Annotated in this window: 7 protein-coding genes and 1 pseudogene; 5 read left to right on the forward strand and 3 right to left on the reverse strand. The window is 69.7% G+C overall.

The window, feature by feature from the left end; genetic code table 11:
• Nucleotides 1-20: 20 nt before the first annotated feature.
• Entirely contained in the window at nucleotides 21-2465 is a 2445-nt protein-coding gene (locus KRR26_RS25110) for an ABC transporter permease (protein WP_217081056.1), read from the reverse strand.
• A gap of 461 nt (nucleotides 2466-2926) precedes the next feature.
• Here KRR26_RS25110 and KRR26_RS25115 point away from each other — a divergent pair, with 461 nt between their 5' ends.
• From KRR26_RS25115 to KRR26_RS25125, 3 genes are read left to right on the forward strand one after another with little or no spacing between them, the layout of a single operon-like run.
• Nucleotides 2927-4708, forward strand: a complete 1782-nt coding sequence (locus KRR26_RS25115; protein ID WP_147422924.1) for a hypothetical protein — start codon at nucleotides 2927-2929, stop codon at nucleotides 4706-4708.
• Nucleotide 4709: 1 nt separating this feature from the next.
• The gene (locus KRR26_RS25120) at nucleotides 4710-5714 is read left to right on the forward strand and encodes a hypothetical protein (protein WP_120204616.1); all 1005 of its coding nucleotides are present in this window, start codon (nucleotides 4710-4712) and stop codon (nucleotides 5712-5714) included.
• A 10-nt stretch (nucleotides 5715-5724) separates the two neighbouring features.
• The gene (locus KRR26_RS25125) at nucleotides 5725-7320 is read left to right on the forward strand and encodes a DUF1501 domain-containing protein (protein ID WP_217081057.1); all 1596 of its coding nucleotides are present in this window, start codon (nucleotides 5725-5727) and stop codon (nucleotides 7318-7320) included.
• Between the two features lie 65 nt (nucleotides 7321-7385).
• Here KRR26_RS25125 and KRR26_RS25130 read toward each other — a convergent pair whose 3' ends face one another.
• Entirely contained in the window at nucleotides 7386-9854 is a 2469-nt protein-coding gene (locus tag KRR26_RS25130; RefSeq protein ID WP_217081058.1) for a penicillin acylase family protein, read from the reverse strand.
• 243 nt (nucleotides 9855-10097) lie between these two features.
• Between KRR26_RS25130 and KRR26_RS25135 the strand changes: the two genes are divergently transcribed.
• Entirely contained in the window at nucleotides 10098-11588 is a 1491-nt protein-coding gene (locus KRR26_RS25135; RefSeq protein ID WP_120204623.1) for a hypothetical protein, read from the forward strand.
• A 97-nt stretch (nucleotides 11589-11685) separates the two neighbouring features.
• Here the strand turns inward: KRR26_RS25135 and KRR26_RS37005 are convergent.
• Nucleotides 11686-12160, reverse strand: a pseudogene (locus tag KRR26_RS37005) (DUF5953 family protein); the annotation flags it as partial.
• A gap of 310 nt (nucleotides 12161-12470) precedes the next feature.
• On the opposite strand from KRR26_RS37005, the gene KRR26_RS25140 reads away from it, so the two are divergent.
• Nucleotides 12471-13140 (forward strand): hypothetical protein (locus KRR26_RS25140; protein ID WP_217081059.1); only part of this gene is annotated, 670 nt, incomplete at its 3' end.

Raw genomic sequence — 13140 nt, forward strand, 5'->3', positions numbered from 1 at the left:
GCCCGCCCGCGCTCCAGACCTCAGCGCAGCGCCTCCGCCGGCTCCACGCGCGAGGCGCGCCTCGCGGGCAGGTAGCTGGCCAGCACGGCCATGAGCACCAGCAGCACCGCGCCGCCCGCGAGCACCAGCGGATCGCTCGCGTCCACGCCGAAGAGGACCCGCTGGAGCACCCGGCCCAGCGCCAACGCGCCGACCAACCCGAGCCCCACGCCCATCAGCGCCATGCCCGCGCCCTCGCGCACCACCATCGAGAGCACATCGACCCGCCGCGCGCCCAGCGCCAGCCGGATGCTGATCTCCCGCGTCCGCTGCGCGATGGAGTACGCGATGACGCCATACACGCCCACCAGCGCCAGCAGCAGCGCCACCGAGGCGAACGCGCCCACCACCAACGTGGGGTAGCGGCGCAGGAACACCGAGGAGGAGGTCTCCACGCGCTCGTCCAGCGTGCGCACGTCCACCAGCACCAGCTCCGGGTTCTCCGCCTTCACCGTGGCGAGCAGCGTGGCCGCCATGCCCGTCGCGCCCCGTCGCAGGCGCACCGCGAGGAAGGCGTTGTCCGGATCATCCTGCGCGATGGGGACGTACATGGCCGGCGAGGCCACGGCGTCCAGGCTCTCCATGTTCTCATTGGCCACCACGCCCACGATTTCGCGCGGGGGCTGGGTCGGCGAGAAGGTCAGGCGCAGGCTCTGGCCCACCGGGTCCTGGCCCGGGAACAGCCGCGCTGCCAGCGCCTGATTGATGATGACCACCTTGGGCGCGTCCGTCCCATCCGCCTGCGCGAAGAAGCGCCCGCGCACCAGGGGCACCTTGAGCGTTTGGAAGTAGCCCGTCGACACCGTGCGGAAGAACGCCTCGTTGTCCTGCCCAGGCGCCCCGGGCGGGCGGCCGAGGATGACGTAGCGCGCGGTGTTGCCCCCGTTGCTGAGCGGCAACCGAGACACGAAGGCGGCGCCCTGCACGTCCGGCCGCGCCTGGAGTTGGTCCACCAGCCGCGCCATGAGGTCGCTCGCCTCGCCCGGGGCCTGGTACTTTCCCTGGGGCAGGACCAGGTAGCCCGTGAGCAGGTCCTGCCGCTCGAAGCCGGGATCCACCGCCATCATCCGCGTCATGCTCTTGAGTAGCAGGCCCGCGCCCACGAGCAGCACGAGCGCCAGGGCGACCTCGGCCACCACGAGCGCCCGCCGCAGCTTGCTCCGCGCACTGCCGCTCGCATTCGGCGCCGCAGCCTGGAGCGCGCCCCGCACGTCCGCGCGAGAGCCCGTGAGCGCCGGCACCAATCCGAACAACACGCCCGTCAGGATGGAGACCCCGGCCGTGAACCCCAGGACCCGGCCATCCAAGGACAGCTCGCTCAGGTAGGGCATGACCGCCAGCTGCTGCGCTGGGATGGCGGACAGCAGGACCTCCAAGCCCCACTGCGCGCACAGCAACCCCAGACACCCACCCAAGACTGCGAGCAGGAGGCTCTCGGTGAGGAGCTGCTGCACCAACCGCCCGCGCCCCGCGCCGAGCGCCTGTCGAATGGCCATCTCGCGCTGCCGCGACGCCGCGCGCGCGAGCATCAGGTTGGCCACGTTGCCGCACGCGATGAGCAACACCAGCCCCACCGCGCCCAGCATGAGCAACAACAGCGGACGCACCGGGCCCACGACTTCGTCGCGCAGCGGCGTCAGCTCGATGGACAGGTTCGTGTTGGCGGCGGGGTACTCGGTGGCGAGCCGCGCCGCCAGCTCGCGCAGCTTCGTCTGCGCCAGCTCCCGGCTCACGCCCGGCGCCAGCCGGCCGAGCACCTTCACCCAGCGCAGGCTCCGCCGCGTCTTCATGTCGTCGGGCAGCAGGTTGCGTTGAGGGACCCACGCCTCCACGGGGCTCGAGAGCGCGAACTGGTACTCGGGGCTCACCACGCCCACGATGCTGTAGGGGGTGCCTTTCAGGGTGAACGTCTTGCCGAGCACGTCCGCCCGCCCACCGAAGCGGCGCTGCCACATGCCGTGGCTGATGACCGCCACGCGCTCGGAGCCGTCCTGGTCATCCGCCGCGTTCAGGAGCCGGCCCAGCGCGGGGCGCGTCCCCAGCGTCTTGAAGAAGTCCCCCGACACCACGGCCATGGGGAGCATCTCCGCCGCCCCGCTGCCCATCGACACCAGCTGCTGGAAGCCGAGATAGGCGCCGAACGACGAGAACAGCTCCGTCTGCGACTGGTAGTCGAGGAAGTTGGGATAGGACGCCTGGGAGCGCCCGAACTCGCCGCTCAGCGGGCGAATCTCCCAGAGGTCGACGAGTCGGTCGGGCTCCGGGTAGGGGAGCGGCCGCAGCAGCGTGGCATCCACCACCGTGAAGATGGCGGTGTTCACGCCAATCCCCAGGGCCAGGGTCAGCACCGCCACCCCCGTGAAGACACGGTTCTTGAGCAGGGCGCGCAGCGCGAAGCGTAGGTCCTGGACCAGCGTGCTCATCATGGAGCGGATTCCTCCTCGGAGAGAGGCCGGAAGAGCAACGCTCATGCCACGGGAGGCCCCCTCGGGCGCGGGGCTCCGGGGGCGCTCAGGCTGACCGGGCCTGGGATAAGGCGTCCCAAGAGCGGTCGCGACCCCCTCGACCGCGCTCCGAACGGGGCTCGCGCCGGAGCCCACGCGCTTCATTCTCCCAGGCGCCGGCGCGTCGCTGGGGCCCCGGCCTGAGCTGGGGGGCGCAGGCCCCAGGTTGGTGGGGGCAGTCCCCGTGTGCCTCCAGACCTCGAGGGCGTCGCCACGCGGGTCTCCCGAGTGAGCGGAGCCCTCCGCGCCGCGCGAATCCGCATGGCACATGCATTGCCTAGCGGCGCTCGATGATTTCGCGCCTTCCAACTCTTTCAATGACGTGGTCGGAGCCATCTCCGCGCTGGCGAAGGCTGCCACGCGGGCTTCGCACCCTGGCCTGCGTGCTCCCAGTCGTCGTCTGGCTGGGGTGCACTGGCACGGTGGGCGGCAGGCCCGGGGACACGCAGGACCCGGCGGACTCGGGTTGTGTCGAGCCTCCGCCCTCGGAGGGCGTGGACGGCGGGGAGCGGCCGGACACGTTGGCGCCCAGCCGGGTGCTGCGTCGCGCGTCGCTGGCGCTGCGGGGCACGCCTCCCACGGATGACGAGTACGCCGCGCTGGAGGCCGCGGGAGACGCCACCGCGCAGCAGGCCTACGTGGACGCGTTCGTGGACCAGACGCTCCACGACCCGGTCTTCTACCGGACGATGTTCGAGCAGGCCCGGGACTGGTTCAACATCCCGCTCGTTCCCAGCACCGCGGACGCGCCCGAGTACGGCGTACAGCAGCAGCGCGCGCTCATGCCTTGCCCCGCGAGCTCGGCGAAGGCGGGAGCGTGGCGCTACTTCCGAGGTGACACGGCCGCGTGTGATGGCGTGAAGGCGGATGGCACGCCCGTGGCGGAAATCAGCATCGAGCCATGGTGGGCGCCCGGCACCACCGCGCGGTTGGTGGGGCTGGCGGCCAACGTCGCGAATACCGGCGTGGGCAGTGAGAACGGCAACCCGGTCCCCGTTGACTGCGTCAAGTCAGGGCCGGTGGGCACCTGTGGCTGCGGTCCGAATGGCATCTCCTGCCACGCCGACTACCAGCAGTACACGGGCTTTGAGGACTACCTGCCCTACGCCGAGCAGGGGCAGCGGCGGCTGGTGTCCGAGGAGCCCGCGCGTCTGTATGCGCACCTCGTGTGGCACGACCGTCCGATGACGGACCTCATCCTGGGCAGCTACTCGGTGGGTCCCTCCAACCTCCAGGCCGCGTATGTGATGCAGGGGCTCGCGGGCGGCATGTCGGACCTGCGCACGGATGACAGCTGGTGGCGTCCCGAGCGCTTCAGCTCGGCGCCGGTGGATCCATTGCACTCGCCAGGAGACCCCAAGGCGTGGCGCGAGTTCCAGGTGCCCGCGCGCAATCCCTTCCTCCTGGCGGACCGCGACTACCGCTATGACCCGCGCTCGGTGACCACGCCGATGCGAGGGATTCCCGCCGCGGGCATGCTCACCACCGCCGGCTTCTTGTCGGGCTATCCGCGCGAGCGCGTGCGCGGTGCCCGAGCGCTGGAGACGCTCGCGTGCGAGGTGCTCGCGCCGCCCATGGGCCAGAAGTTCAACGAGTACCGCCGCGACCCGGGCTCGGAGGGGCCGTGTCAGCACTGCCATCGCCGGCTCGACCCGGCGGCGATCCACTTCAAGCGCTACGCGAAGCTGGGCTCTGCTTCCGAGGGCTTCGGCGCCGAGTACCTCATGCCCGGCGTGGGGACCAAGTGGCACTGGCCCGTGCGCTGGCGCCAGGGCGTCTATCCCTATGGCGTGGATCCGTTCAGTCACTGGAACCGCTGGTACGTGGCCGACACGAAGCTCACGCCCATCACGCCTGCGCAGGAGCAGGCCAATCCGGAGGCGGTGTTCATCGACTTCCTCCCCCCGGACCAGACGTTGCTGGGGCAGGTGAGTGACGGGACGGTGGGGCCGCTCGGCTTCGCCAAGCTCATCGTCGCGGCCGGGGCGTTCGACAAGTGCGTCGTGCGGCACCTGCATGCGCAAGTGCTGGGCCGCGACATCGACCCCGCCACCGAGGCGGGCTACCTGGACACGGAGGTCTCTCGCTACATCGCGGGCGGCCGGAAGGTCAGGCCGTACATCAAATCCCTCACGCAGTCGGAGCTGTTCCGGCGGGGGCGCTGACATGAATCGCATCGCACCTCTCGTCGTGCTGTCCTTCCTCGCGCTCGCCTGTGGTCGCGAGGGCGCCTCGTCCGAGCTGGCCTCGCGCTCGCAGTCGGTCTGCGGCACGCCCGTGGTTCCTGAAACCGTGCGCATCATGGAGGGGCTCAAGCCCACCTGTGAGGGGTGTCACGCGCAGGGCGCGCGCGGCTACTTCGCCTCGGCGGAGGCGTTCCAGAGCCTCCTGGTGGCCGACGCGCGGCTCGTGAAGGCCGGCAACCCCGACGACAGCGAGCTCGTGCGGTTGTTGGAGGGCCGCGGCTCTGGCGCCTTCAAGCAGATGCCCATTGGTGAGAAGTCCTATGCGCAGCTCGTCGCCGAGGGGACGGCCAGGCTCCCGGTGGCGGACGTTCGGGCGTGGATTCAGGGGCTGGGCACGCAGCAGCGTGACGCGAGGCCCAACGCGGATGCGCCGCGCATCACGCGGATGACCGGCACGCAGGTGCAGCGCGCGCTGTATCAGCAGCTCGGCTTGTCGAACGCGGACTTCTTCATCGAGGCGTTCGAGTTCGGCATCCCCATGGCGGAGTCGCGGGGAGATGACCTGTATCCGTTGCAGTCCCCGGACATGGTGCCCGCGCCCCGACAACAGCCGACCGCCGAGCGCTATCACGGCCTGGGGGGCGGCTCGGTGATGACGCAGACCTCGGCGGACCGGACGGCCTCGCCCACCTTCGCGCTCACGCTGACCCAGGTGTCGCAGCGGTGGTGCCGTCTGGCGTTGGCCAAGAGCGGCAACGTGGCGCTGTTCCCCGCGGGCACGCAGCGCACCGCGAACCCCGTGGACGTGAAGGCCACGCTGCGCCGCTGGTCTATGCACTTCCTGGGGGAGCGCCTCACCGACACGCAGGTGGACGCGCTCTACACGCGCGTCTTCGTGCCGCTCGCCACGCCGACCGATACCGAGCCCGCATACGTGGGCGTGTGCTCGTACTTCATCCGCCACCCCCATTGGATCTTCTACTGAAGAGGCAACCGTGAAGCTCTCTCGTCGCAGGTTGTTCGAGCTGGCCTTCGGGGCCGCCCATGTCGGGCTGATGGCGCGCTATGGATTGTCCTCGGCTCGCGCGGCCGTGCCCACGTCGGGCCGGCCCACCAAGTTGCTGGGCATCTGGATGGATGGCGGACTCCATTGGGAGACGTTCTTCTCTCCGCTGACTCGCAGCGGCATCACCAAGTTCATCCCCACGGCGCAGGGGGGAATCATCCCGTCTGGCTATCTGCCCGACCAGGTGCAGAACTTCGATCGCTCGCCCGCGGACCTGGATGCGCCCGGGCCCGTGCGCAAGCTGCGCGGGCCCATCTACTGGAACTGGGACAACCCCTCGGACACGCGAGGCACGAACACGCTCGCGCAGGGACAGCAGATCTACCGGCCCTGGGGCTACGCGTGGGCCGACCCCAAGTACAAGCTCTACGAGAAGTCCACGCTGCTCGTGGGCGCGGACCAGAACACGGCCGCGCATGCCAGCGGCGTCGTCGCGAGCATGTGCGGGGTGGCGGGCGCCACCTTCCGCTCGCCCTCGGTGCAGGCCGTCATCGCCAACGCGATGGCCAGCCGCTTCCCGGACCGGCCCATCCCCAACGTCAGCCTGCGCGGCATCCAGCCTTCCGCGCTGGGGCTGCCCGCGCTCGCCAATCCCACGGTGCTCGGCTCGCCGTCCTCCGTGGAGCCCACGCTGTCCGACAAGCGAGACAGCGCTTGGAAGGGGCTGCGGACGCGGCATGACATCCCCAACCTCGGCTACGACGGCTCGGCGCAGTCGGGCACCGTGCCCGCGAGCGTGGTGGACGAGGCGCTCCTCGACGTGCTGCGCGCGGAGCATCAAATCTCCACCTCCGGCACGGACGCGATGCTCGAGCAGCTCTACGAGGCCTACAAGGGCGAGAGCCGCACCATCCGTCGCGACATCCTGTCGGTGCTCGCGAACACGCCGACGTGGGAGAAGCTCAAGGCCGACCCTGCCTATCCGGTGAACTGGGACGCCTGCATCGGTTCCGCGGACGCGTGCGGCACCGGCGCGTCGATGGGCGCGTACGACTTCGCCTTGCAGTTGCTGAAGTCGGACCTGGTGACGTCCGTGAACATGCGGGCCTCCAGCTTCAACAACTTCACCTTCGACACGCACAGCGCCAACGGTGTGACCATGCACACCAACCACCTGCGCATCGCGCTGGAGATGGCGGGGCGCCTGTGCATCGAGATGAGCCTGACGCCCAGCCGCTCCGACCCCAGCCGCACGTTGTTGGATGAGACGCTCGTCTACATCTACAGCGACTTCGGGCGGACGTTCCCCAAGCGCGGCAGCGACCATCACCCTGCGACGTGCGCGCTGCTCGTGGGCGGTGGCATCCAGGGCAACCAGATGCTGGGGGGCTATGACGAGACGATGGACGGCTCCCCCATGGGTTCGCCGGTGACGCTCGTGGAGGAGGCCGGGGACAAGGTGACGCGCGCGCCGCGCTCGCAGGACATCGCCGCCACCGTGCTGCGCTCCTTCGGGCTCGAGCCGGGCAAGGACTTCTTCATCCCGGGCGGCTACGGCGTCTTCGACGGCGTGGTGCGCGGCTGACAGGCGGGGCCTCGGAGTCCCGAGGCCCCTCCCCACGTGCGCGGATGGGCGCGCGGGCGGGGTCCCTACTCGGACAGCCGCCGCGACGTCAGGTGGGGATCCGCGCGGATCTCCTCGGGGCGGAAGGGCAGGCGGTTCCACCTGCGCTTCGCCCAGAGCTGCTCGACCTGGTCCATGAAGTACGGCGACGCCGGGTTCGCGGACTGTCCATACAGCAGGACCGAGTCCGCCACGGGGCCGTGGTCATCCCACGTCACCATCTGCACGATGCTCGCGCCGTACTCCGGGAGGTAGCCCTCCGCGCTCAGGCCCGTGGGGCTGAGCCGGGTGGGATTGGCCTGGAACACGTTGAAGGCCTCGGCGCCGCCACCGAGCGGAATCTTCCGAGCGCCCACGCGGGTGAACTGCACCTCGCCCCACGGCTTGCGCAGCGAGAGGCCCGCGTCGCGGATGGACTGGGTCGCCCTCGCCAGTCCCACCTGGAGCAGCGCGCGGGCCGCGGGCTGGGACATCTTCAACCGGCTTGGCGTGTGGAGCGGATCCGCCACGTCATACGGCGCTTCCCACAGGGTTGTGTCCTCATGGCCCATGTAGAACAGCTCGAAGAAGACCTGCGCATACAGCTCCAGGAAGAGGTGCGGGCCCACGCTCTCGGGGTTGTTGTGTCGATCCCAGGCGGCGAGCACGGCGCAGGATTCGCGGACGTCCACGGTGGGGCCGTCGGGGATGTCCACGGTGGTGAGGTCGCGGCACGTCTCCGTCAGCGCGTCGGCCAGGACCTCGGCGACGAGGTTGCGGTTGCCCAGCGCGGGGAACTCGGGCGAGCCCACCAGGATGGCCTCCATGGCCTGGAGGTTGAACCGCGTGCCGGGCAAGCCGTCGCGCCCCGCCAGCCGGTCTTGAATCTGGAGCAGGCCCAGCCGCGCGCGCAGGCCCAGGTCTTCCTTCTCGGCACCCGCGAGCCACGAGTAGCCGGTGAGGGGCTGGGCGGGATTCGCATACCAGTGGCTGTTGTTCATGTTGGCCACGTAGTCGGAGCGGATGAGGCTCGGGTGCCGCGCGGCGGGCAAGGTGGCGGGCTGGCTCGGATCGCTTCCCTGCGTCTCCCAATCACACGCAGAGGTGGCGCCATCCATCACGAGCGTGCGCGAGGCCCAGGCGGCCTGGGCGAAGGGGGACTGCGTGCAGGCCGCCAGCCGCGCGGCGCTGACGTTGGGCTTCACGGAGAAGTCTCCGTACAGGGCATGGCCCGCGGAGTCCGCGGCGATGGTGTTGACCCAGGGAATGCCCATCACGCCCTCGATGCGAGCCTTCAAGTCCTCCACGGACTGCGCCTGTCCCATCCGCAGCCATTGCTCGATGAGGCGCTGGTTGCCCAGGTTCACGTCCTCGAGCGCGTAGGCCTGCGTCGGGCTCCAGTCCACGCCGTCGCCCGGGCTCGTGACGAGGGGGCCGTACTTCGTCGTGTAGAGCGTCCGGACGCGCGGCTCGATGGCGCCCGAGGCGGTCTTCACGTCCACCTGGACGGTGCGAGCCGTCATGGCGCGCGGCTGGCCATCGACCGTGTAGGACGTCGGGGTGCCGGGCGTCAGCGTCAGCTCGCGGAGCGCGTGGTGGATGCTGGTGGACACGGTGTGCGTCCAGGCCACCTTCGCGTTGAAGCCAATCATGACCATGGGAATCCCTCCCATCGTCGCGCCCATCACGTCGAGCTGGCCGGGCACGGTCAAGTGTACCTGGTACATGCGATTGATGCCGCGCCAGGGCCAGTGGGGATTGGCGAAGAGGAGCCCGCGGCCGTTATCGGTCGCGTCCTTGCCAAAGCCATAGCCGTTGCTGCCCACCGGACGTCCCCAAGGGGTGACGGGGGCGGGCAGGCCCACGCGAGCGCTCGCCGCGCGAGTCGTGGCCGCGGGCCTCCCCGTCGCCGTGGCGGGTGGCTGCGCGGTGGCGATGGCCGTCACGAAGTCAGCGCCGGACAGGTACGTGGCCACGTGCTGCCAGAGCAAGTAGAGGTCATCCTCGGTGATGGGCCGCACCCAGGCCGCGCCCGCGCAGTCCCCCGGGAGGTTCGCGACGCCTGTCTGGGTCAGATAGCGATTGAAGCCCGCCACGTAGCCCGCGGCCAGGTCGCGCACCTCGTGCGGCGCGCTCTTGTAGCGCGCGGAGATGGCGGCCGAGTCGAAGTAGGATTTGAAATAGAAGTCCGCGTCCAGGTTCGTCACCTGCCGGTCCGAGGCCGCGACGACCATCCCGTCCGGACCGAAATACTTCGAGCGCTCGCCCCGCAGCTTCAGGACCTCTTCGGCGACGAGGCAGAAGTTGTCCTCGGCATAGGCATACCCGATGCCGTAGCCCAGGCTCTTGAAGTTCCTGGCCGCGATATGGGGAATGCCAAACGACGTGCGCTGCATCGTCACGTCGAACTTCGGCGCCTCGGGTTCCTGCGGCGTGCCCTCGTGGCCGCAGCTCACCAGCAGCGCGGTCGCGAACGTCACGAGCGCGCCCGAGAGCCGTACAGACTCAAGCGTCATGGAGTGTTCCTTCGATGGTCGGAGTTGGAGCGGCCCGCTCGCCCGGTTGAACACCAGCCCCCCGGAGAGCTGTCACTCCCCGGGATTCCTGATGGACCCGGGGCTCTCGGGCATGACCCGCGACGGTTGATTCCTGACGCCGAGTTCACGTGATTCTTGCAATTGTTGGGAAACTCGTGGCGCGCCCGGCCCGAGAACCCAGACACGGTCTTGAACCGCGTTCGTATTCAAGGGGGAGAATCCATGTCGCCACGCGTCGATCGCAGCGGTCCACGTCTCATCGAGTCCACCGTCGGTAAGCAGGACACCGCTCAGCCGCGCACGGCGACAGGGCGCGAGGACCGCACGCTGCAGCGCCAGCGCAACCAGGATGGCTTTCAACCCGCGACGCGGAGCCTGACGGCGGCGGCCACGAAGCTCGGTGGTGTGCAGCCGGCGTCCGCGGCGGTGCCGCCCGCCACGTTGACGCGCTCGGAGATGGAGTCCGCGCAGCAGGCCATCGCCCTGGCGAGCGACGGCCGGGACGCGACCGCCGTCACGGATTGGCTCAAGGCCAACCCGGATCCGGCCAAGCAGGCCGCCTTCATGGACCTGATGTTCCAGTTTGGACCGGTGGCGGGCGAGGTCCTCAATCACACCCAGCGGTTGGGCGAGGCGGATCGCAAGCTCTTGGCGGGGGCGCTGGACAATGCCTACCGCTCGGGGGCGGTGACAGCGGACGAGCTGGCGAAGAGCGTGGCGGAGGGCGGGCGCGGCGCGGTGCTCGGTGAGTCGCACGAGGCGCTGGGCGACCTGGTGGCGAGCACGGGCAACCCGGACCTCATCGAGGCGTATGCCAAGCGCGAGCTGGCCATCTCGGGCGCGCAGGGGACGTATGACCCGCAGCGCGCCACGGCGGCCGCGGCGGCGCTGGCGGGGCTGCCTCCCGAGCGGCTCCAGGCGTTCCTGAAGGACCATCCGGACGCGGTGGGGGTGCTGACGAAGAACATCAACGCGGACGTGGACTCGAAGTTCTCGCCCGCGCTGGGGAAGTTGTTGGACGCGGCCAGCCGCATCCAGCCGGCCACGCCCGAGTCGGTGAAGCTGTTCACGGACACCATCGACAAGATGGGTGAGAACGTGGACACGCGCGCGGCGGCGTCACGGTTCTTCTCGCAGCACGCGGACGCGGTGCTGGACTCGTTGAAGGACGCCTCGGGTTCGTTGGGCATCGAGGGGCAGAAGAAGATGTCTGAGTTCTTCACGCGCACGCTCTTCTCGCCGCCCGCGCACGAGGGCCAGGACGCGCTTCGTCAGACGGTGATGACGAAGCTGGGAGACATGCAGAAGGACCTGGAGCGGCACGCGAACGAGAACCCGCCGTCCACGGACTCGAAGCGCGAGGCGCGGCTCATGGGCAGCCTGGTGGGCGCGCTCGAGGGTGGCTTCCAGATCGCGGTGGAGGAGCTCAACCAGCGCAATGATGCGACGAAGGGCATGGTGGACCTGCTGTTCTCGGCGAAGGGGTTGCTGCCGGACATGCCGTTGCCGGGGGCGGGCAAGCTCAAGGACCTGACCATCGACGCCATCCAGGACTGGGTGACGAAGCGCCTCCAGGAGAAGGCGGCGGATCCGCAGGACGCCATTCCCTTCCATCACGCCTTCGCCGAGCTCATCTCCAACCCGGACCTGCGCACGGACTACGACGCCGCCCGCACCACGGCCTTCGTCAACCGTCAGCGCGGCCTGACCTGAGCAAGGCGCGCGTCTCCAGCGCTGTGCGTGAGCGTGGCCGTGCGCGGCACGCTCGCGGGTCGCGTGGAGGAGCGCCTCGACACCCTGCGCTGGGGCGAGGCGCTGGACGTCCACCGAACGCTGGGAGTCGCTCATCGGCCCGCAGGAGCGCATCCAGGTGGGTGGGATTGTCCAGGTCGAGCGGCGAGTCGGTGAGCTGCACGACCCACCCACCCGCCGCGGTGCGCCGCGCCCGTGAAAGAAGCTCGGCCTCCCGAGTCGAAGCTGGGAACCCGATGGCACGCGGCAGCGGCGGACCAGGAGTTCAGCCCGCCGAGGCGATGGGGGACCTCGACGGGCGCGTTCTCGTCGCCATTGCCCAGGAGAGGGAGTCCGCCGTCCTTGATTCCCGCGGTGCGCCACGCATCACGTCGCGGCAGGATGATGGGGCGTCCGTCGTCGGCGACCTTCCAATCCAGGCGCAGACCCGGGAATACGCGCGCCACCCCATGCACCACCGCGAGGGGCCGCCTGTCGTTGCCCACGCGCACAAGGGCATCAACGCTGAGCGAGCCCTTCTGGTGGGTGGCCATCCTCGGCGCCAGTCCATGACAGCGATGAAGTCATTAGAGCGCTGGGGCGCGTTCACCCAGTGCTCTCCTTGTGGGCTTCGCTGCGTACGCCGACTCGAAATTCAAATCCTCTCAATCCCGTGCGTTGCTGAGGCCCCCGCGCCGGGGCCCTCCGGACGCGTGGCGCACGGTGGGCTGCCGCATTGCGTTAAAGCTGGGTTCTCGGAGAATAAGGACTTTGGCGCAACTGTGCGCTGGGCGCTCCGATAATCCTTTCAATCGCAACGCGCTTCTCAATCCTTTCCCCGCCCCGAGCCGAGGGAGACCTTCCATGAGCCTCATCGACCGCGCCCGCAAGACCGTCAGCAACACCCTTCACCAGGTCGCGAAGGATCCGCTCGGGGCAGGGAAGAAGGCCGGCGAGCAGCTCAAGAAGGGCTACGACACCTACAAGAAGGTCTCCACCGCGACCAAGGACGTCTTCGAGAACGTCCGCGGCCTGCGCGCCGATGGGTTCCGCACCACCCTGCGCAACAACATCGACAAGGTGGTGTCCAAGGCGACCGACCCGAAGACCAAGCTCGACCTGAAGGGCAAGCTCGGCATCGCGGGCGGCGTCTTCGGCACCATCACCAGCGCCGCCAAGCTGCCCAAGCAGATTGGCACCGCCGCCTCCGACATCCGCAACGCGGTGCGCAGCGGCAGCCGCCAGGATTGGGACAAGGCCGTGGGCTCGGTGGCCGCCGCGGGCAAGGGCGTCGTCTCCACCGTCAAGGGTGGCTTGGACATCGCCCGGGATGCCCACAAGTTCGGCAGCGCCTACAAGGCCGCCAGCGGCGCCTTCAAGGCCGCGGTCCCGGGCGCGGGCCCCAAGCTGGCTCGCGCCGCCGCCAGGGCCGCGGCCAAGGGCGCCTTCGAGGGCGCGGGCCGCACCGCCGTGCGCGCCGGAGTCCGCGCCGCCGTGGATGGCGCCGTGAGGGCCGGTGGCACGGCCATACACA

Origin of the sequence: Citreicoccus inhibens (assembly GCF_019039035.1) — a bacterium.
GTDB lineage: Bacteria > Myxococcota > Myxococcia > Myxococcales > Myxococcaceae > Citreicoccus > Citreicoccus inhibens.